General features: G+C 69.8%; 15 protein-coding genes and 1 pseudogene. 10 read left to right on the forward strand and 6 right to left on the reverse strand.

The genetic code is table 11. The features are described from left to right. Window positions 1-9 precede the first annotated feature (9 nt). Entirely contained in the window at window positions 10-1,338 is a 1,329-nt protein-coding gene (locus tag D0T12_RS21105; RefSeq protein WP_267900416.1) for a sensor histidine kinase, read from the forward strand. Between the two features lie 174 nt (window positions 1,339-1,512). Then, complete coding sequence (locus tag D0T12_RS37175; protein WP_158581564.1) at window positions 1,513-4,164, forward strand: LuxR C-terminal-related transcriptional regulator; 2,652 nt, start codon at window positions 1,513-1,515, stop codon at window positions 4,162-4,164. A gap of 8 nt (window positions 4,165-4,172) precedes the next feature. On the opposite strand, the gene D0T12_RS21115 is transcribed toward D0T12_RS37175, so the two are convergent. From D0T12_RS21115 to D0T12_RS21125, 3 genes are all read right to left on the reverse strand, one after another. Next, a complete protein-coding gene (locus D0T12_RS21115) occupies window positions 4,173-4,406 on the reverse strand; it encodes a hypothetical protein (RefSeq protein ID WP_199487596.1) in 234 nt (77 codons plus the stop codon). A gap of 41 nt (window positions 4,407-4,447) precedes the next feature. Further along, entirely contained in the window at window positions 4,448-5,005 is a 558-nt protein-coding gene (locus D0T12_RS21120) for an HdeD family acid-resistance protein (RefSeq protein WP_158581565.1), read from the reverse strand. Between the two features lie 149 nt (window positions 5,006-5,154). Beyond that, on the reverse strand, window positions 5,155-6,774 hold the full coding sequence (locus tag D0T12_RS21125; protein ID WP_117401373.1) for an MFS transporter: 1,620 nt from the start codon (window positions 6,772-6,774) through the stop codon (window positions 5,155-5,157). A gap of 206 nt (window positions 6,775-6,980) precedes the next feature. Between D0T12_RS21125 and D0T12_RS21130 the strand changes: the two genes are divergently transcribed. Next, window positions 6,981-7,394: an SHOCT domain-containing protein gene (locus tag D0T12_RS21130; protein WP_117401374.1), complete on the forward strand. Its 414-nt coding sequence runs from the start codon at window positions 6,981-6,983 to the stop codon at window positions 7,392-7,394. 85 nt (window positions 7,395-7,479) lie between these two features. Here D0T12_RS21130 and D0T12_RS21135 read toward each other — a convergent pair whose 3' ends face one another. Further along, window positions 7,480-8,190: a hypothetical protein gene (locus D0T12_RS21135; RefSeq protein WP_117401375.1), complete on the reverse strand. Its 711-nt coding sequence runs from the start codon at window positions 8,188-8,190 to the stop codon at window positions 7,480-7,482. A 251-nt stretch (window positions 8,191-8,441) separates the two neighbouring features. On the opposite strand from D0T12_RS21135, the gene D0T12_RS21140 reads away from it, so the two are divergent. From D0T12_RS21140 to D0T12_RS21170, 6 genes and pseudogenes are all read left to right on the forward strand, one after another. Further along, complete coding sequence (locus tag D0T12_RS21140) at window positions 8,442-9,032, forward strand: RNA polymerase sigma factor (RefSeq protein WP_117401376.1); 591 nt, start codon at window positions 8,442-8,444, stop codon at window positions 9,030-9,032. After that, window positions 9,029-9,994 (forward strand): hypothetical protein, encoded by a 966-nt coding sequence (locus tag D0T12_RS21145; RefSeq protein WP_117401377.1) that lies wholly within the window; start codon window positions 9,029-9,031, stop codon window positions 9,992-9,994. Before D0T12_RS21140 ends, D0T12_RS21145 begins: the two co-directional genes overlap by 4 nt. A gap of 542 nt (window positions 9,995-10,536) precedes the next feature. Further along, window positions 10,537-11,064, forward strand: a pseudogene (locus tag D0T12_RS37420) (TerD family protein); the annotation flags it as partial. A 1,639-nt stretch (window positions 11,065-12,703) separates the two neighbouring features. Next, window positions 12,704-13,171, forward strand: a complete 468-nt coding sequence (locus D0T12_RS21155) for a hypothetical protein (protein WP_147339569.1) — start codon at window positions 12,704-12,706, stop codon at window positions 13,169-13,171. 227 nt (window positions 13,172-13,398) lie between these two features. After that, on the forward strand, window positions 13,399-15,447 hold the full coding sequence (locus D0T12_RS21160; protein WP_158581566.1) for a M48 family metalloprotease: 2,049 nt from the start codon (window positions 13,399-13,401) through the stop codon (window positions 15,445-15,447). Window positions 15,448-16,328: 881 nt separating this feature from the next. After that, window positions 16,329-19,286, forward strand: coding sequence for an AfsR/SARP family transcriptional regulator (locus tag D0T12_RS21170; protein WP_117401382.1), 2,958 nt, complete (start codon window positions 16,329-16,331; stop codon window positions 19,284-19,286). Between the two features lie 122 nt (window positions 19,287-19,408). Here D0T12_RS21170 and D0T12_RS21175 read toward each other — a convergent pair whose 3' ends face one another. Both D0T12_RS21175 and D0T12_RS21180 read right to left on the reverse strand, forming a co-directional pair. Further along, complete coding sequence (locus D0T12_RS21175) at window positions 19,409-19,870, reverse strand: hypothetical protein (protein ID WP_117401383.1); 462 nt, start codon at window positions 19,868-19,870, stop codon at window positions 19,409-19,411. Between the two features lie 298 nt (window positions 19,871-20,168). Beyond that, window positions 20,169-20,801 (reverse strand): hypothetical protein, encoded by a 633-nt coding sequence (locus tag D0T12_RS21180; protein WP_147339571.1) that lies wholly within the window; start codon window positions 20,799-20,801, stop codon window positions 20,169-20,171. 351 nt (window positions 20,802-21,152) lie between these two features. Here D0T12_RS21180 and D0T12_RS21185 point away from each other — a divergent pair, with 351 nt between their 5' ends. Further along, window positions 21,153-21,365, forward strand: coding sequence for a hypothetical protein (locus D0T12_RS21185; RefSeq protein ID WP_117401385.1), 213 nt, complete (start codon window positions 21,153-21,155; stop codon window positions 21,363-21,365). Window positions 21,366-21,551: the final 186 nt, after the last annotated feature.

A 21,551-nucleotide genomic window follows, 5' to 3' on the forward strand; every position in this document is an offset into this window, starting at 1 on the left:
CTGCCGGACCTGGGTGAGCATCCCGACTCGTACGGGTTCCCGCCGAACCATCCGCCGATGCGGACGTTCCTCGGCGTGCCGATCCGGGTGCGGGACGAGGTGTTCGGCAACCTCTACCTGACCGAGAAGGCGGGCGGCGGCGAGTTCGACCAGGAGGACGAGATCGTCGTGACCGCCCTGGCCACCGCGGCCGGTGTCGCGATCGAGAACGCGCGGCTGTACGAGGAGACCCGGCGGCGCGAGCGGTGGCTGGAGGCGTCCCAGGAGATCTCCACGGCGCTGCTGTCGGGCACCGACCCGCACGAGGTGACCGCGCTGGTGGCGCAGCGCGCGCGGGAGATCGCCGAAGCCGAGCTGGCGACGGTCGCGCTCGCCGAGGAGGGCGACACGCATTTCGTCGTGGAATGCGCGGACGGTTCGGGCTCCGAGGACCTCATCGGGTTGCGGCTGCCGCTGGACCACTCCGTGGCCGGGCCGGTGTTCGCCGAGGGTGTGGCGTTGCGGCTCGCCGACGGGAGCGAGGCGGCCCGCGAGGCGAAGATTCCCGCGACGGTGCCGGTCGGGCCGCTGATCGTGGTGCCGCTGGGTGTGGGCGCCGCGGCGCGCGGCGTGATCTCGGTGATCAACCCGCCCGGCGGCGCCGTGTTCTCCGACGGGACCCAGCGGTTGCTGGAGGCGTTCGCCGGGCAGGCGGCCGTGGCGTTGGAACTGGCCGAGCGTCGCCGCGACGCCGAACGGCTGATCCTGCTGGAGGACCGGGACCGCATCGCCCGTGACCTGCACGACACGGTGATCCAGCGGTTGTTCGCCACCGCGATGGGGTTGATGGCGACCCTGAAGCTTACGCAGCGCAAGGAGGTGGCCGTCCGGGTGCAGCGGGCGGTCGACGACCTGGACGACACCATCCGGCAGATCCGCTCGTCCATCTTCGCCCTCCAGGGCCCCGACGAGGAGGAGTCGCTCCGCAGCCGCCTGCACGCGCTGGTCGACATGGCGGCTGAGCAACTGGAGTTCGCGCCGTCGGTGAGGTTGGACGGGCTACTGGACACCGCGCTCGACGACGAGACCGGCGAGCATCTGCTGGCCGTCGTCCAGGAGGCGCTGTCCAACGTGGCCCGGCACGCCCACGCGACCGAGGCCTCGGTGACCGTCGACGTCGGTGACGATGTCACGGTGCGGGTCGAGGACAACGGCGTCGGCATCCCCGAAGGCGGCCGCCGCAGCGGCCTGCGCAACATCGACGAGCGGGCCAGAACTCTGGGCGGCTCGTGTGCGATCGAGCCGCGACCCGATGGCGGAACCACGCTGACATGGCAGGCGCCCGTCAGAAAGGACTGACCGGCACCTCGGCGGAAAGCGTCCCGGCCCGTTGTCGCGGGACTTCGGTCCTCTTTCCATAAAGATGGTTTTGTCATAGGTAATTCCAAAGATTCGCCTATATAACGTTACATACGAATTTGCTGGTTTTCTGGTCTAGTGTGCAGCCCTCTCGTGAGTGGGGGAGGAGCCGTCATGAGCGAGGCGCCGGCGCGGGACCCGGCTTCCGATCTCAAGCGTTCGAAGGCACCGTCGCCGAGCTCCGACGCGAAGGCGCGGGTGCCCGGCCGTCGCAGTTGGTTCGTCACCCGTCCGCGCCTGACGGAGCGGCTCGATCTGGGCACGAGGGGCCCGCTCACGGTCGTGACGGGGCCTCCCGGCGCGGGCAAGACGGTCGCGGCCGCCACCTGGGCGACCATGGGAAGCACGCCCGGGCCGGTCGCGTGGGTCTCCCTGGACGAGGGCGACCATGAGCCGAACGCGTTCTGGGCCCTCGTGGTCGCGGCGCTGGAACAGGCGGGAGTGACCGACCTCCCCCGGCCCCCGGAGCGCGGGCACGGCATGTTCTGCGCGCGACTCGTCTTCGCCTTGTCGGGCCGCGCGGCCCCGGTCGTCCTCGTGCTGGACGACTTCCATCCGCGGCTCGGCTCCGAGGTCGCCCGCGATGTGGCCCGCGTCCTCAAAGGCGCCGGTCCGGTGCTGCGGCTGGTGCTGATCTCCCGGACCGACCCGCCCTTTCCCCTGCACCGTTACCGGCTGACCGGTGAGCTCGTCGAGATCCGGAGCGCGGATCTGGCCTTCGACGACGGTGAGACCCGGACCCTGCTCGCCCACCACGGGGTGTCGGCGACCCCGGAGTCGATCAGCGTCCTGCGCGAACGGACCGAAGGCTGGGCGGCCGGTCTGCGCCTGGCCGCCATGACGATGCAGGGCCATCCGGATCCTGACGGTTTCGCCGCCGCGTTCGCGGGAGACGACCACGCCGTCGTCGACTACCTCGTCGCGGAGGTGTTGAACGCGCAGCCCGCCGCGGTCCGACGGCTGCTGCTCAGGCTCAGCGTCGTGGAGCGCTTCGACGCGGAACTGGCGGTGGAACTCGCCGGGCCCGACGCGGGTGAGCTGTTCGCGGGCGTCGTGCGGGAGAACGCCTTCATCCTCCCGGTGGACCATGGCTGGTACCGCTTCCACTCGCTGCTCGGTGCGGCGCTGAACCTGACGTTGCGCCAGGAGCATCCGGCGGACGTCGCCTCGCTGCATCGGCGCGCGGCCGAATGGTTCAGCCGTGCCGGGGCGCTTGAGGAGGCCGCCCGGCACGCCGTCCTGGCCGGTGACCCGGCCTACGCCTCCCGGCTCATCGTCGACGGTCTGGCGATCGGCCGCGTCCTCGGCCTGGCCGACGGAGACGCGCTCGCCTCCCTCCTCGGCGATCTCCCGGAGCGTGCCCTCGCCGCATCCGCCGAGCCCGAACCGCACCTGGTGGCCGCCGCGGTGTCGCTGGACCGGGGCGACGACGCGGGACGTGCCGTCCACCTGACCCGGGCCGAACGCCTTCTGGCGGACCTCCCGGAAGACCAGGCGGTCCCGGCGCGGCTGGCGGCGGGACTGATCAGGCTCGTCGCCGCCTGTCCGGAGCGGCAGCGGGACCTTCGCGACCTCGTCCACGACCTGGACGGCCTGTTGGACACCCTTCCGTACGGGTCCCGGCGCGACCTTCCCGAGGTGGACGCACTCGTCGGCTACGCGCACGGCCTCCTGGAGTTGCGCGCCGGTCGGCCCGCCCGCGCCGAAGAGGAACTCAGGCGTGCCCTGCCCGCCGCCGAGGCCGGGGGCGACCTCCAGCGCCGCCGGTGCCTGGGCGCGCTGGCCCTGGCGGGGGCGCTCCAGGGCGGCCTCGGCCGGGCGTCCCGGCTGATGTCGGCGGCGGCGCGGCTGCCCGAGGTCTCCACCGGTCCCGCGGGACGGCGGGTCGCGGCGGTCCATCTCGCCTGCGCCTGGGTGGCCCTGGAGGACGTCCGACTGGACGAGGCGCGCGACGAGCTGGACAAGGCCAGGGTCGCGAACGCCGAGTCCCCCGACGCCCTCCTCGCCGCCCTGCACGACCTGCTCACCGCGCGCCTGGACGTGGCCGCCGGCCACCCCGACCGGGCACTGACCGTGCTGGGCGCGATCGGCGGCGACGCCGCGGGCACCCCCTGGTTCCGGCGCAGGATGCGGCTGGTCGAGGCCGAGGCACACCTCGCCGGCGACGCGCCGGTGGAGGCGATGCGCGCCGCCCGTGCGGTCGGCGGCGCGGAGGGCGCGGTCACGCTGGCCCGCGTCCACCTGCACGAGCGGCTTCCGGACGCGGCGTCCCGGACGGTCCGTCCCGTGCTGAGGGAGCCGTCCGCGCCGGCCGCCGTCCGGGTGGAGGCATGGCTGCTGGACGCCTACCTGGCCTACCGGGAGGAGGACACCTCTCGGGGCCGCCGCTCGCTGGAACGCGCGCTGCGACTCGGCGAGCGAGAGAGGATCGGGCTGCCGTTCGCCAGGGCCCGGAACTGGCTGCTTCCCGCGTTGCGCCAGGACCCGGAGCTCGTGCGGCCGCACCGCCGGTTCCTCGGACCGCTGGGCCTGGGCGGCGGCTCGGACGACACAGCCGCCGACCCCGCCGTCCTGGCCCGGCTGAGCAAGCGCGAACTGGAGGTACTGATCCTGCTCTCCAGGATGCTGACGACGGACGAGATAGCCACCGAGTTGTACATCTCGGTCAACACCGTGAAGACCCACCTGAAGAACATCTACCGGAAGCTCGCGGTGACGCGCCGGGGCGAGGCCGTCCGCCGCGCACGCCGGTACCGGCTGCTCTGACCCCCGTCCTACGAGGGCGGGAGCCGGCGAACCTCGACCAGTTCGAATCCGAGCGCCTGGATCCGGTCGAGGATCCCGTACAGGGCCGCCTGATCCAGTTCCCGGCCGCGCAGCACCGTCTCGGCCGGATTGAGCGTGACGCTGAGCTCCTCGAAGGCGAGCCGGAGCGATTCGCCGACCCGGCCATTGATTCTGATCTCGTAGTCGCACGCCCGAGGCGCTCCGTCGCGGGATATCGGCACGTCGCCTCCTCTCAGCCCGTCCGGCACGGAGTTCCGCGAGGTCACCGTGCGGACGCGGCCCGCCTGTCGGCCTGCCGGATCCAGAGGGTGACGAGCACGCCGACGATCCCCCAGGTGATCAACCAGAGACCGAACAGCCAGGTCAGAGCCACGAGACTGGCCGCCGGGTAGGCCAGGACGACGATTCCGGCGAGCGCCGAGAGGCAGGCCAGGAACAGTTCGGGGCCCCGTCCGGGCCGGTCCCTGTCCGAGAGCACGGCGACGGCCTCGATGATCCCTCCGACCAGCCAGAACATGCCGAACAGCACGGCGAGCACGGTGACGGTCTGGAACAGGTCGCGCAGGGCGAGGACGCCGATCGAGAGTGAGAGGACCCCGAGAACGGCCATGAGCGTACGGGCGCCCGCGGTGAGGCCGCCGGCGACCGACTGCGCGATGCGGACGACCCCGTTGAAGATGAGCTGGAGCCCGACGAGCACGGCCAGCGCGCCGACGGTCACTTCGGGCCAGGCCACGACGATGACGCCCACCACGAACGAGATACCGCCGAGTGCCAGGGCCATCGCCTGATGTTCGTTCACCATGTGGGTGAGTGCCATGCGTTGTCCGTGGTGAGGGACGGTCCCACCCGTCCTCGGAGATGTCGCCGACATCGCCGCTCCTCCCGTGTCGTCATACCGCGTCTGGATTTCCGGGCTCTTGGACGACTCGTCCGTCCTCGAAGGGCCCTCTAGCGGAATGACACCGTTCACGCGGGTCGTGCCGCATCCTCCGCCGCGGGTGATTGAGGTCCGGACGCCCCGACGGTGCGCGGAAGATCGCGGGTGAAGGCCAACGAGCCCAGCACCAGCAGCGCGGTGGCGACCAACCCCGCCTTGAGCGACAGGATCTGCGCCTCCCCGTAGTCGTCGACGAGCGCGTCCGTCGTGGCCTCGTCGAGGCCCGCGTTCCGCGCGGCCGCCTCTATCCGGTCGGTGGAGACGAAGTCGACGCCGGTGCCGGCGGCCACGCCGACCTGTTGGGCGACCTGGGCGCTGACACGGTCGTTCTGCTCGACCTTCGACATGAACGCGCCGGTCAACCCGGCCAGGACGATCGCCCCGATGAGCGCGATGCCGAGCGAGGAACCGAGCTGCTGGCCGGTGTACTGCAGGCCGCCCGCCTCCGCCCGGCCGGACGAGCCGACGGACGACTGCACCAGGTTCCCGAGCTGGGAGACCATCAACCCCATGCCGGTGCCGAGCGCCCCCATCGAGATCGCGAACGCGGCGCCCGCCAGGTCCGGCCGTACGGTCGCCATCAGCGCCAGGATCGCTCCGCCGGTGAGCACCAGCCCGGTACGGACGATCGCCCGCACCGAGAACCGGGACGACAGCCGGGAACCGACCGCGGCGGCGACGAACATCATGATGGAGACGGGCAGCATCCTGACGCCCGTGTCCAACGCGTTCATGCCGAGGACGAGCTGTAGGTACAACGGCATCACGAAGAAGACGCCCATGAGGATGAGGTTCTGGGAGAGCAGGCCGATCAGACCTGCCCGGAGCGGCGGCGACTTCAGCAGGTCCAGATGCAGCAGGGGATCCCCGGCGCCATGCTCGCGGCGCCGCTGCCAGGCCGCGAAGCCCCACAGGAGCGCGCCGCCGAGCGCGACGACGAAGAGGGTCGGCGAAAGGCCGAACGGCTCGACCGGTGCGTCCTTCGGCCGGATCCACCCCCAGGTGCTCGACTGGAGGGCGCCGAGCACGATCGTTCCGATTCCGCAGGCCGACAGCACCGTGCCCACGAGGTCGAGGCGGGGCGCCGGGCGGTCACGAGCGGGCTCCGTCAGCAGCCGCGACATGAGGAGGACGAACGCGACCAGGACCACCTCACCGACGAAGATCACCCGCCAGGTCAGCTCGGTCGTCGCCCAGCCGCCGAGAATCGGGCCCACCGCTATCCCGGCGCCCGCGACCCCGCCGATCACGGCGTAGGCGGCCGCGCGCTCGCGTCCGGTGAAGTTGTCGGCGACCAGGGCGACCAGCGCGGGCAGGACCAGCGCGGCACCGGCGCCCTCCAGCACCGACCAGCCGACCGCCAGCACGGCCAGGGTCGGCGCCGCCGCGGTCAGCGCCGAGCCGCAGGCGTAGACGACCAGCCCGGTGACGAAGGCGCGGCGCCGCCCGATGATGTCGCCGATCTTTGCACCGGTCAGCATGAACATCGCCATGACCAGGCAGTACAGGGTGATCACCGCCTGGATGGCGGAGACCGTCGTGTCGAAGTCGTCCACCAGCGTGCTGATCGAGACGTTCATCACGGACTGGTCGAGGACCATGACGAACTGCGCGGTCGCCAGCGCGATCAGCGGCCCCCGTCGTCCCATCGCCCGCCTCCGATGCGCCATACCCCCATCACCCTCCGCATTCCGCTTCGACCTTCCCGGTGGACGGCCAGTCATGCGGACGCCCCGCCCCCGGGGGCCGGCGGCGCGGCTTCGAGAGCCACCCGAAGCGGGTGATGCAAGGGCCGGACGGCTGTGAGGAGCATGGGCCGCATCGGAGACGAACGCCCCACGACTGGAGGATCGTCATGAACGACATCGCCGGACCCATCGCCGCGACGGACTACCCCCTGCTGAACATCTTCTGGACCATGCTCTGGTTCTTCCTATGGGTCCTGTTCCTGATGCTCATCTTCAGAATCATCGCCGACATCTTCCGCGATGACCGTTTGGGCGGCTGGGGAAAGGCGGGATGGTCGATCTTTGTGATCGTGCTGCCGTTCCTCGGTGCCTTCGTCTACCTGATCGCTCGCGGTCGGGGCATGGGCGAACGTGACCTGCAAGCCGTCCAGAAGCGCGACGAGCAGTTCCGCGCCTACGTTCGCGAGACCGCCGGAGCCCCGTCCAGCACCGACGAACTGGTGAAGCTGGCCCGGCTCAGGGAACACGGCGACATCAGCGAGGCGGAGTACGAGCAGGCGAAGACCAGAGTCCTCGCCTGACCTCACGGCCCGCCGCAGGTAGGCCAACTACCTAGGCCCCGGCACCGCGACAGCGCCCGACTGAGGCGCGTCAACGGTTCCGGGGCTACGGCGCGCCCGCCTGACAACCGGCGGCTGTGCTTGGAGCGGCGAGGACGTAGGGCTGTGCCCGTCCGGGCACGGTCAACGACGGCCCTTCCAACAGGGGCGGCTTGTTCTCCCGCAGGTAGTTGGGAAGCTTCGGGTCGCGGGTGCCGTCGTGCAAGGGCTCCAACCAGGCGACGGATGAGATCGAGGTCCCGGGACGGGAGTGCCATGCCTGGCCGCTGACGTCCACGAAGGTCAGCCCGTAGTCGAACCTCGGCAGCGTGGGCCCCCGCAGTCGCCCGGCCGTCTCCGGATACGACCTGGCGATGGCGCCGAGATCGAAGATCGCCTGCATACAGGGCGGGAAGCTGTACCAGCCGCGCACGGCGACGGGCTCGGTGTTCTTCCGGCCGAGTGTGAAGTAGATGCGAAAGTTGTAGATCGGCTCGCGTGAGCGGTTGCTGACCATGACGGATAAGCGGTCGAGGCCGAACTCTCGCTCCGGCCAGATGTTCACCAGCCTGGCCTGCCGCTTCTTCTGATCCTCCGCCGCCTCCGTGGCCTGCTCCCTGGCGAGCTGGGTCTGGCAGCCGGTGAAGACCATCGAGGCCGCGGCGATGATCAGGCCGCCCGCCGCCGCGTACGCGGAGATCGTCGCGGCCCGCCCCTCACGGACCGGTTCCGCGTCCTGCCGCCTCTGTGGAGCCGGAGCTCCAGTAGGTCCGCCCACCCGTGACTCCTCGCGTCGTGCCCCTTCGGCCGTGGGGACGGCTTGGTCGGCAAGGAGTGTGCGCGCTCCGACGGCGGTTCGGCGTGAAAACCGGGTTGTTCATATGGATTGGGCTCCGGGCTCAGAGATGTGGGCTCCTGACCGCGTCCGCACGAAATCCCGATGCGCCTGAAATGCTCTTCCGTGAGCCGGACACTCCCTGACCGTCGGGCACGCGGCGTCCCCGCGGGCGCCCGCCGAGAGGAGATGGTTTGGGAAACGAACGCTCGGCCCGGTTCGAGGAGCTCTACGAGACTCACCTCGGACACGTCACGGGCTACGTGCGGCGGCGCACCGGCGATGCCGATGACGCGGCGGACGTGATAGCCGAGACCTTCCTGGTCGCCTGGCGACGCCTCGACGACGTTCCACCGGGTGATGAGGCGCGCTTCTATCTGTACGGCGTCGCGCGGCGGACCCTGGCGAACCTGCGCCGCGGGCAGCGGCGGTACCGGGACCTCACCGCCAGGATCGGCCGGAACCTCGCCCGGGACCTGGCGGCGACGCCGCTCCCGGAGCCGGACCGTCCCGAGATCGGGGCGGCCTTCCGCGCGCTGCCGGAGGGCGACCGGGAACTGCTCGGCCTGGCCTCCTGGGAGGGGCTCGACAACGGTCAGATCGCCACCGTGCTCGGCGTGAGCCGCAACGCGGTCCGCATCAGGCTGCATCGGGCCCGCCGCCGGTTCGCCCGCGAGCTGGACCGTCGCGGCGCCGGCCACATGGTCGCCAGCGCGTCCGCCGCGCCACCCGATCGTCTCGCGCCGGAAGCCCGAGTGCCGTCCAGAAAGGTAGGGTCCGCATGACCAACGAAATCGACTCCCTGATCCGGCACGCGGCGCCGCTGTCGGACGCCGAGGCCCTGCGGCCGGTGCCCGCGGACACGCGGCGGGAACTGCTCGAACAGATCATGACCGCGGACACCGGTGAGACCGCCGCTGATTTCGGCGGGCCGGCCCTTCCGCCGCGCACGCGCCGCCGCTGGACGGTCGGGCTACCCGTCGCCGTGGGAGTCGCCTGCGCGGTCGCCGTGGTGGCGCTGGTCGTGCAGCCCGCCGAACGCACCGAGGACGGCAAGAGGCCGCGTCCCGGACCGTCCACGAGCGGCAGGCCCGGCGGCTTCGACCCGCTGCCGGTCGCGGCGCTGAGCTTCACCAGGCGCAAGGACCACATCGAGGTCCGGATCAAGGACCCGCTCGCCGATCCGCGGCGCTACGAGAAGGAGTTCGCCGCCCACGGCATGAACATCAAACTGAGCATGGTGCCGGCCTCGCCGAGCGTGGTCGGCACGATCGTCTTCCAGGACGAGGGCGAAGGCCCGGACGAGAGGAAGATCGAAACGATCGAGGAGGGCCGCTGCGTGACCGGGGGCGGCGGCGACGGGAAGTGCCTCCGGGGACTGCGCATCCCGATCGGCTACCGCAACAGCGCGGAGATCGCGTTCGGCCGCGAGCCCCGTCCCGGCGAGCACTACAACTCCACGAACAGCGCGTTCGCGCCCGGCGAGGCCCTGCACTGCTTTGACATCAGGGGACTCACGGTCGAACAGGCGGACCGGCGGCTCAAGCAGCGCAAGGTGACCGCCACGATGTTCCACTGGGAAACGGCCAACTACGGCTACACCGAGGGACGCGCCGAACTCCCCGGAAACTGGTACGTCACCGATGCCGATCCATGGGCGCCGGGCCAGGTCATGCTGTCCATCCAGAAGGACCGGCCGGTCATCAAGAAAAGCGCGTACTGGCAGGCCCTCTTCAGGGGCTGCTGACGCTAAGGCCAACTGCTCGGTCCCTTGACGACCGAGCAGTTGGCCTTAATCCTGCGCGCGAATCCTCCCCACCGCCTGACACACCGACAAACTCTTGCGCGGCGGCGCGTACGAGTTCGACGAGTCGGCCACGAGCGGACAGTTCGAGTCGCCGACCCCTTGCGCCAGAGGCCCCGTCCCCGCGGAAACCATCGCCACTGCCCGTGGACCGGCTGAAGCAGACCCCTGGACGTGATCTCAGCGTGGGAGCCGGCGGCATTGGCGCAGCCGTCGTTCCACGACCGGGGGAGGCCGCCTAGAGCACGCGGCATGAGGCCGGTGCCATCGCCATTTCCATGCTGACCTTCAGCGAGAAACCGGCAGATGTGTGGCCGGGTGTGGCCCCCACCGCGCCTGGGCGGGCTTCACCGCGTCTGATGTGCGTACGCTGGCACTGCGCATGCAGATGATCGCCCTGAGTGGTCGCACGAGTTCTGTGGCTGTCAAGCTCCCGCTGCACGCGCGGGTTCGGCGCGTGCAGAGGAGCGGACGCAGTGCATCAGATGACCAAGGGCGCCAACGTCGACCTGTTCGGCCTGTCCACGGCGACGGGGCCGTTCACGGTGGCGTTGAGTTGGATCGATCCTTCCGGTGAAGGTGAGGCCGATGTCTCAGTGCTCTTGGTCGACGCCGGTGGCAAGGTCGGCAGCGACGCGGATTTCGTCTTCTACAACCAACCCGCCACCGTCGACGAATCGGTGCGCCTGCTGGGCAAGACGCCCACCGCCGTCGGCAGCGAGGACCGCATCCTGGTCGACCTGGACGCGTTGCGGCCCGCCGTCGAACGCGTCGTCATCGCCGCCAGCCGCTACGCGGACGCCACGTTCGGGGCACTGGACGATCTGCGGCTGACCATCTCCGACAGCGCCGGAGAGGTACTCCTGACCTTCGACATCAAGGACGCCGACACCGAGACCGCGTTCATCTTCGGGGAGTTGTACCGCAGGAACGACACCTGGAAGTTCCGCGCGGTCGGCCAGGGCTACACGTCCGGACTCGCGGGTCTGGCCACCGACTTCGGCATCAGCGTCGATGACGGCGACGAGGAGGAAGGCGACCAGGCCCCCGCGCGGCCGACCGCCGCACCCGGGTCCGCCCGGCCGGAGCCCCCGGCCCTCGCCGCCGCGGGGCAGCCCGCTGACCCGACCCCTCCCAAGGGGGATGACCGTCCGAAACGGGTTCGGACGGTCAGGAAGAAGACGACCGTGCCCAAGGCGGTCAAGGTCAACCTGGCCGAGAATCCGTCCTGGCAGCACGCGCGACTGTTCCCGGTCACGGGGCTGCGCAACGACCAGGAACGTGAGGTGCGTGCGACCGCGACGCTGCTGGCGGTGATGGCGCAGGTGCCCGAGTTCGGCCGCCGCCTGACGGCCCGTTTCAACGCTCCGGCGGGCACCATCCAGACCTTCGCCGAAGCCTCCTTCGGCCACGGCGACGGCAAGGTCCGTCCCGACGGCGTACTGCGTGTGGCCAGGGCCGGCCGGATCTGGACCGCGCTGATCGAGACCAAGACCGGCGGCAATCCCCTCAAGGCCGACCAGGTCGAGGCATATCTCAAGGTGGCGGCCAAGAACGGCTACGAAACCGTGATCACCCTGTCCAATGATCTCGCGCTGGACAACGAGCATCCCCTGAAGGTCGACAAGCGACTGCTGCGCAAGGTCGCGCTGCGCCATCTGTCCTGGGCCGAGGTCGCTCACGAGACCGAGATGCTCTGTGTCCACGACGGCGTGGCCAACCCCGTTCACGCCTGGCTACTGAGCGAACTGCTGCACTACATGCGTCAGGACAGTGCGGGCTGCCAGGGCTTTCGGGACATGGGCGCCGCCTGGGTCCCGGTGCGCAACGCCGTCACCGCGGGCACGCTGCGCCTCGGCGATCGGCGGGCGATACAGGTGGCCGAGAGCTGGGAGAAACTGATCCGGCAACTGTGCCTGCGGCTGAGCGGTGAGACGGGTCTGGCCATCGCGCCCGTGCTCCGCAAACGACGGGACGGGGACGCCTCAGTGCGCCGCCTGCAGACCGTCACATCCTTAGTGGAGTCCGGTCGCATGAGCGCCGAGATCCGAATCCCCAACGCCGGCGGCCCGGTCCTCCTCGAAGCCGACCTGCGCACCGGACAGGTCGAAACCACGGTCGAGGTCCCCGCCGCGGCCCGCGCCCGTCCGCTGACCCGCGTCCAATGGCTGCTACGCCAGTTGAAGGACGCCCCGCACGAACTCCGCGTCGAGGCGCTCGCCCCCAAACACAAGACCGGCCCCTGCGACCTCCTGAAGAACCTCGTCAACGAGCCCGGACTTCTCGTCCCCGAAGACTCCTCACAGATCGAGACGTTCCGCCTGACCCTCGCGACCGGGCTGGGAACCAAACGCGGCACCGAGGAAGCCGGCTTCGTCCGCAGCATCGACACCGCCGTGAATCGCTTCCACCAACAGATACTTCAGGTCCTGAAACTCGACCCCGCACCCACCGCCGAGGCCAAGGACGCCAGCGGCTGAGTCCCATGTTTCGAGAGCGCGTTTCACGCGGGCCACGCTTCGGAATTTCGGTCGGCGGCTCATGGCAACGTGGTCTAGATCTTTCGATGAGTTTCGGTTGTGCGCCTAAATGCATGGAAGCGGGAGATGGCCCGCTCTTAGCGTGGTCTCGGCATCGGTGAGGGGTGAGTACATGGCGAAGACGGACACGCGCGAGTTACACATACGCCAGATTGCTCAGGAGGTGATCTCGGAGGTCGCTCCAGAGGAAAAGGCGGCCTTCCCCGTGGTCGCCGACCAGTTCTTCCGCTCCGGGGAAAAGGCGCTCTCCGGGCGTGGACGGCGACACGGCGCACCGATCAGTTGGGGGCTCGGCGAGGCCGTCGCGCTGTTGACTCCGGTCGTGCTCCTGGTGCTGAGCCAGGCGGTCGAGGAAATCACCGGTGAGGCCGTCCGGGCGCCGATACGGCCGTTGCGCCGGGTGCTGCGACGACGGATGGGCAGGGAGGACGACCGACCTCGGCTGGAACTCACCGACGAACAGGTCGCTCATATCGGGAGGATGGCCGAGCAGGTTCTTCTGGACCGTGAATACGAGCAGGCCACAGCCGAGAATGTCGCGGCGGTGTTGGTACGGCGGCTGAGGCAGGACTCCGAGTGAGGCCACCCACCGGGACCACGACCCGTTTCTTCCTGCTCATTGGAGCAGTCCTCGCGACCGGTTCGCTGGCGTTCACCGCCCTGTACTTTGCCGTCCCCGAGCATCAGGAACGCCAGCGGGCCGCTTCCGCGTGTGAAGCCCGTGAGAAGGCCACCATCGCACCGATGCGCACGGCAGCCGATATCGAGCCCTACGCTCGTGGTCTGGATCGGGTCAAACGGTGCTACGTGCCTGTCTACCGCGAGCAGATCCGCTGGGTACTGGTGGGGGATACCGCGATGCTCGGCCTGGCGGGGTTGCTGTACTTGCTGCACCCGTGGTGGCGGGTGCGACGCTGGCGGCTGGCGGAACTGCGTGGTGTCGACGACCCGGGAACGGTCCAGCGGCTGGACACGCTGAGCCGGGAGATGGGCTTGGCCCGCTCACCGACCTGGATGGTGTCGGCTGACGGCGGGGTCGACGGTCTTGCGTTCGGGTTGCCGGGGCGGCGGCGGGTGATGCTCACCGCCGGGCTGCTGAAACGGGCCGGCGCGGACCCGACCGTCCTGCGTGCGGTCGCCGGGCATGAACTGGCCCATCTGCGCAACCGGGACGTGGACGTCACCTACCTGACCATCGCGCTGTGGTGGGCGTTCGTCGCGGCGACCCTCGTCCCGACCCTGGTGGTGGTCACCGCACATCCCGAGGTGTTCACCGGCCCGCCCGGCTGGTTACCAGGAACGCTGTGGCGGACGGCGGTGATCGAGACGCTCCTTCCGATGGCGGTGCTGACGGCGATAGTGGTACTGACCCGCAACGCGATCCTGCGGGTGCGGGAGGTGCACGCCGACACGACCGCGGCCACGCTGGCAGGGCCCGACGGCAAACTGGTGATGGAGCGGGCACTGCGACACGTGCCCGAGTCGACGTTCCGGTTCCGGCCCCGGTGGACGCGTATGCACCCCACGCCGGGGCAGCGGCGCGCGGCTCTCGCGTGCCCGTCCACGTCCGCAAGGCCGTCCTTGTGGGAGATGGCGGGAATTGGACTGACGGCCGGCCTGTTCGCCGTACCCGCCACGTTCGAGTTGAGCGCCGCATTGGTCACCCGTAACCTGCTGCAACCGCAGGCCATCATTGGGCTGGTCACCGGGCTGCTGGTCGCGGGACTGCTGACCACCACGCTATGGCGATGGGTCGCGGACCGTCCTGAACACCGGCCCGGGCTGCGGACGTGCCTGGCGGTTCCCACGGCGCTCGTCGCCGGATTCATGGCCGGTGACCCCATCAGCTTTCATAGCAGTCATCCGCTGTGGTCGGAAGAATCAGGGTGGTGGCCGTCGCTCCTCACCTACGCCACCGCCGGGCTCGCGCTCGCGGGGGGTATGACCGCTGTGGCGGTGTGGACGGCGTCCACGATCCGCCACGCTCCGGCTCGGATGGCTTCGATCCTGGTCACCGTGGCAACGCTTGCCGGGGCGCTGTTCTTCATCAGCTGGTGGCAGAGTGTGAGTTCCGGGTGGGGGCCCGTTCAGCTCGGTGCGCCCCCTCGGCCGGATGGCTCCAATGCCTGGTACACGACGGTCACCCGGCTGACCGGAACCGACTGGCTGCCGGTGGAGGCGCTGGTGATCAGCCCTGCGGTACCGGTGGCGGTGTTGTTGCTCAGCAGCGCCCCGCTGCTGACCGCCGCGCGGCGCGGAACACGACCCAGCCCGGCGCTGCGCATCGGGCTGGCAAGCGGCCTGGCGGCGGCGTGCCTGGCCATCGCTCTCGTCCTCGCGGCCGAGACCGCCCTCCCCACCACCGTCCGCTGGGCACCAGACTGCCATCTGTCGTTGACCTGCACCAGTTTCCTGAACGCCTTCACCGACACCCAGAAAGCCATGATCCTCCTCGTGCAGGGCGTCGTGGCGTTCGCGGTCTCGGCGCGGCACCGTGCCCACCGACCCGCACTGGTCCTGCTGGCCACCACGGTCTCCGCGCTGGTGGCGACCGCCGGAACGGTGTTCGTCGCCACGCCGCTGATCCGCTGGACGGGGCTGATGGACCCGCCCATGGACAACTGGTTCGCGGTTCCCAACGCGGCCGACTTCGCCACCATCACCTTGTACACGGTGCTGGTGGAGGGTCTGGTGATCGTGGTGCCCTGCGCGGCACTGGGCGCGCTCCTGAGCCGCCGGTTCGCCCGCACCGACGAAACACCGCTACCCCGCCGCCCCGCGATTCTCGCCGTCACAGCCGTACTCGTCCTCGCCGCCGCGATCCGCATCCCCACCGCTTGGACCTACTGGGCCTGACCGGGCGAAGAACCGCTCCGGCCCACTAGGAAACGCGACCATGGGCGGCTGGACGCGACGCGGTTCGCGATCCAGGGCGGGGCGCTTACTGGCACGGTCGGCGATGCGCTCGACGAGCACGGCCTGGCGATGACGCTGCCGGTTCCCAGCGCGCCCGGTCTCATCGGTGCGCGTTGTCGGGCGGCGTCGGGTTCACCTCCGCGAGGACGGCTTCGTCTGCGACGTCATGGAGTCCGCGACGCTCGTCACGCCGCGGGGCGTCCGGCTCGACGTCGATGACGTGGCGGACGCGGAGGTGATGGGGGCGAGCCGGAAGGCAAGGACATCGCTGTCCGAAGACGGCGTGACCATGCCAGAAGATCATCGATAAGCCGCATGCGGGAAACGCGCGTGCGGATTGATCAATTGATCAGAGGGTGGGGAAACGGACCCGGCCGGGCGAATCACTGTGGGCAGAAGATCAGGTGCCGCCTGACATGGGAGGTCGTTCACGGTGAATGGGGACGGCGCGCCGCTCGTGCCGTCGGCGCGGGAACCGCTGTCGATCGAGCCGGGCCGGGCCACGGCGTTCCACTGCTCGTCGGCCGGCGGCGACCACGCCGCCGGCCGACAGCGGGTCGCCGTTCCAGAACGACCGTCGCGATCGTGTCCAGCGAGCACCTGAGGGTCCGGCCGTTGATGGTTTCCGTAGGGATGTTCCGTACCATGATCCCGGCGTGAGCGCCACTCCCGGCACCGTCTGTCCGATTTGCGACATATGCGGTTGATCTCTATCGCTTGTACCGGATCTGATCGATAAGCTATCGCCGAGCGATTTTTGACAATCGATTGGACCGGAAGTGGACGCGAGACTGACACTACGGATCCAGGTGCTAGGGCCGATGCGCGCATGGCTCGACGACGAGCCGCTCCTGCTCGGGCCGCCCGCCCAACGCGCCGTGCTGGGCCTGCTCGTGCTGGCCGGCGGGCAGCCGGTCGGCCTGGCCACCCTGGTCGACGCGTTATGGGGTGACCGGCCACCGGCCAGCGCCGTCAACGTCATCCAGACGCACGTGAAGCGGCTCCGCCGGCTGCTGGAACCCGGGCGGACGCCGCACTCCCGCAGCGAGGTGCTGCCTTATCTGGGCGACAGCTACCGCCTCGGCGTCCCTGCGGACCAGATCGACATCATGCGCTTCCGCCGCCTCGTCCGACATGCCGCCGACGGCGGGGGAGTGGCGGTCCTGACCGAGGCGCTGGCGCTGTGGCAGGGCCGGCCCTTCGCCGACCTCCCCCTGCTGGCCGAGCACCCGCGGGTGCTGTCGATCATGGCGGAGCATCGGGCGGCGCTGGGCCGGTACGGCGCCGCCATGCTGGCGGCCGGGGCGGTGGACCGGGCGATCAGCGCGTTCGAGGAGGTCGCGGTGGCCGATCCGCTGGACGAGATGGGGCAGGCTCGGCTCGTCCGCGCGTACGCCGCCGCCGGCCTCAGAGCACAGGCATGCACCACCTATCACGCGGTGCGACGCCGGCTGGCCGACGAGCTCGGCGTCGCCCCGGGGCCGGAGTTGACCGCCGCGTACCAGGAGATCCTGGACGACGATTCGCGGGCACACGTGCTGACCGGGCCGCCCATCGCGGTCGTCCGGACGGTGCCCGCCGAGTTGCTGGCCGACGTTCCGGTTTTCATCGGACGGGCGTACGAACTCGGCGAACTCGACCGGCTCACCATCGCGCCGGAACAGGACACGATCGTCATCGTCGTCGTGTCCGGCACCGCGGGCGTCGGCAAGACCGCTCTCGCCACCCGGTGGGCGCACCGCGCCCGCGATCGCTTCCCGGACGGCCAGCTCTACATCGACCTGCGCGGCTACGACCAGGAGCAGCCGGTGTCCCCCGACGCCGCCCTGGCCAGGTTCCTGCGCTCGCTCGGCCTGCCGGGCGAGCAGGTGCCGGGCGACGTCGAGGAGCGCGCCGCCCGGTACCGCAGCCTGCTCGACGGGCGCCGCATGCTGATCCTGCTGGACAACGCCGCCTCGGTCGACCAGATCCGGCCGCTGCTGCCCGGGTCGGCGGGCAGTGTCGTGTTGGTGACCAGCCGCGACAGCCTGCCCGGCCTGATCGTGCGGCACGGTGCGCGCCGACTGGACCTCGACGTCCTGCGCCGGGAGGATGCGCTGGCGTTGCTGCGGCGACTGGTGGGCGAGTGGGCGACCGCGGAGATCGGCGCGGCCGAGGCGCTGGCGACGCAGTGCGCCAGGCTGCCGCTCGCGGTGCGGATCGCCGCGGAGCTGGTGCACCGGAGGGCACCGGCGGCCTTAGCCGAGGTGGTGGGCGAGCTCGCCGATCATCGGAGGCGGCTGAACCTGTTGTCCACCGGGGATTCGCACTCCACCATCGGCGTCGTGTTCTCCTGGTCGTACCGGGACCTCCCGCCCGGCGCGGCCCGCATGTTCCGGCTGCTGGGGCTGCATCCCGGTACCGATGTGGACGGCTTCGGGGCGGCCGCCCTCCTCGGCGGCGAGGAGGCGACAGCACGTGAATGCCTGGAGTTGCTCGCCGGCAGGCATCAGGTGCAGCGCATCGGGGATCGGTACGGCATGCACGACCTGCTCCGGGCGTACGCCAAGGATCTGGCCGTCCGGAACGGCGAGGTCGACCTGCCGCGCCGCGTCCTGGAGTTCTATCTGCACACCGCGGCCACGGCGATGGACGTGTTGTATCCCGCCGAGCGAGACCGGCGGCCCCGGGTGCCGCGTCCCGCGGGGGCGTTGCCCACGCTGCACGACGTCGGTACGTCGCTGGCCTGGCTGGACGCCGAGCGCGCCAACCTGGTGGCCACCGCCGTGCACGCGGCGGAGCACGGACACGCCTGGTACCCGGTGCGGCTCGCCCTGGTGCTTCTGCGCTATCTGGAGAGCGGCGGTCATTACGCCGATGCCGTCGCCCTGCACGAGCACGCGTTGCGGGCCGCCGAGAGCGTGCCCGATCACCGCAGCGCGGCACAGCTGCGGATCAACCTCGGGGTCGTCGCCGTCCAGCAGGGGCGGTACGCCGAGGCCGGCGCCGAGCTGCGGCGGGCGCTGGAACTCGCGTACGAGGTCGGGGATGACTTCGCCCGGATGCGCGCGCTCGGCAATCTCGGGCACGTCTACCAGTGGCAGGGTCGGTATCGCAAGGCCGCGCGGATGCTCGCCGAGGCGATCGCCTTGGCCCGCGACACCGGCGCCAAGGGCACCGAGGCGCGCGGCCTCGGCAACCTCGGCCATGTGCGGTTGCGCCAGGGCCGGTACGCCGACGCGGCGGAGGACCTCCGCGCCGCGATCGCCATCTGCCGGGATATCGGCGACGCCGTGGGCGAAGCCTACGCGCTGGTGTACCTCGGCCATGTCGAGTCCGCCCTCGGCCGGTACGACGAGGCGGGCGAGTACCACGAGCACGCCCTCATCCTGTTCCGCGGCGCGACCGAGCCGGCCGGCGAGGCGTACGCGCTGGACGGCCTGGGCGGCGTCGACCTGTCGCGCGGTGAGCATGAACAGGCCCTCGACCGCCTCAGCGAGGCGCTCGAGCTGTTCCGACGGATCAGGGAACGGGCCGGCGAGGCGCGCGTGGCGAACAGCCTCGGAGAGGTCGCCGCGGCCATGGGCCGTCCCGCCGAGGCGCGGGGGCATCACCTGGCCGCGCTGCGCCTCGCCGCGGAGATCGGTAACCGGTACGAGCAGTCGCGCGCCCAGGCCGGCATGGAGCCGCTGGGAGAGGTCGAGGGTCGGCTCGCGTCGAGCGCGGTCGCCACGTCGGTGACGTCCAGCGGGGAGACACCCACCATGCTCGACGATCCGATGAGCGAGTCGATGCTGTAGCACGTCCGGGGTTGCCGACGTCCATTGGTCAGGCCACCGTTCGAGGCCACCCTGACGATGGCCGAGGTCCGGATCGCGGTGGGCCGGATGACGATCCTGCGCCGCCGACTTGGGCATCTGACTCAAGGCGATATATCAGTGGTGCTTTCTCGGATCTGTCGTTGGTCAGTCTTGTCGATCAGGGTCGCGCCGGTCCAGAAATCCTCGAGGACGGTCGTGACCGATACGTGCGTTATCACACACGTGAAGTCGGGAACCTCCAACCCCGTCACCTTGAGCGGCACTCTCGCGGCGCCTTCGACGGTGCCGTCGTCGCTGATCGGATAGTCCTTCACATCCAGGGCGGTCGCCGACCGGTGGATGCGGAGTATCGAAACGCCTCGCTTGCAGATGGCGTCCACGTCGGCGGTCACCTTGACGGATATCGTGGTCACGTCCGCCTTCAGCACCACATCCACTTCACGGAACGCAACGGTGGCGACGGTACCGTCCCAACTGACATCGGTGGCCTCCGGCACGAAGTGCGCGCCGTGCGCGAGTGCGGCGCTGGAGCCGCCGATCAGAAGCATCGCGGCGGCCGCCATTGTCGAAATGGTGGCTGTGGCGAATCTCGTCAGAACGCGCCGTGCCGTACCCAGTGATATGCGAGGAACGCCGGGTTTCCGGCTGGTGATCGATATCGGAGTGTTCGTGATGGACGGCATGTAAGCGCTCCCGGCCAGCATGAGTGTGAAAAGCAAGATGGTCCGTATTTCACGCGCCACGGGCCGGCCCCGAACGAGGTTCGGCGGCGACCGGTGCCGGTGCCAGCCCGGAACCGATCGCCGCCGCCGTCAAGGTCTCATTCGACAGGTCAGCCTAGAACCCACCGAGAGGCCTCGGTCAGATCGGCTCGAAGTCGATCGGGACGTCGTCACCGTCCTGGTCCTTCGCGCCGCCGGAGTCCGGGTTGACAACCGTGAAGTCCTTGGTCGTTCCGTCGAGCTCCAGCCTTAGCGTCTCGAACCCGATGCGCAGGGTGGACACCCCGCGCAACGCGGCGGCTTTGACCCTGAACGTGATGTCGATATTGACATCGATCAGCTGCTCCCGGCGGAAGACCTCCTTCAGGACGCTCTGACTGGTGTCCTTCTTGAAGCTGAGAGCCCACACCTTGTAGCCGGTCGATGACGGAAGGTTGTAGACCTGCCACAAGCTCTTGAAGTCGTGGCTCCGAAGCCTGCCCTGAATACGTCCTTCGAGATCGAAGCCCTGGCTCTGGATCGTGAGTTTCTGGAAGGTGCTGAAACCGTGGAACGCTGTAACGGTGTCCCCGGCCGCCAGCCTCCCGACCTGAGAGTTCGAAAGAATGACGTTGAACCGACCGTTGGTGACGTCGATCACCGGTGTTCTCGACGAGCCGGCGGCGCTGGCCGGGCCGGCGGCAGTCAGAGTTCCGCCCGCGGCGAAGGCCACGACACTGGCGGTAATCGCCACCGCGGTCCGGGCGCGAGCTTTCCGCAAACGATTGCGCATGTCCCTTCCTTCATTTCCGGTGTGAAGTGATCCGATGCGGTATAAGCTATTCAGCCGCACTGGACGGGCACTGGACATTCACTGGACACCATCCGAACGACACGGCCGGGCCCGGGGGTGCCGCCCGGTCAGCTCAACGGGCGCACACCGTGGGTCTCGTCCCTACACGAATGCAGCGGCCGCCTTGCTGACACACTTTCCAACTACGAAAACTGCCCGAGGATCGCTCATCGATTCAGTTACGCCGAAGAATTGTTCGACGGCGCCGTCATGAGCGCTTGCTGATCACGCAGCGCCACCTGCTCGCCGAGATGCTGACGAGAACGTGCCGTACGAGGCGTTCCAGGTGACGTGACCCCGGTCCTTGCCGACGCCGTCCCCGGCCTGCTGCCGACCAACGGTCCACTCGGCATCATGCTCGACACCACCACGCTGACCCACAACGACAAGAAATCGGTGACGCGCCCATCTCTCACCTGCGTAAGGGACGTGGCGATCGTCCGGCCCTTGCAGGCGAAGTTCATTACCGAGACCGACGCGGCCTTCGCGGGGCCGGGCCCATGAGCGCCGCTGACCGGTGTTCGGCTGTCCAGCGGCGCTCGGCGTGCCGCCAGAGGCCGGTCGGTGTGGAAGGGAGGGCAGCGGTAGTTGCCTGGGGGATAGACCTGCGATGCGTGCGGCGAGCCAGTTCATCGCCGGGGCCGCCCGGCGTGGGTTGGCCAACGAAACGGGCTGGGCGCTGGACGACGT

This window comes from Actinomadura spongiicola (assembly GCF_003432485.1).
Lineage (GTDB): Bacteria > Actinomycetota > Actinomycetes > Streptosporangiales > Streptosporangiaceae > Spirillospora > Spirillospora spongiicola.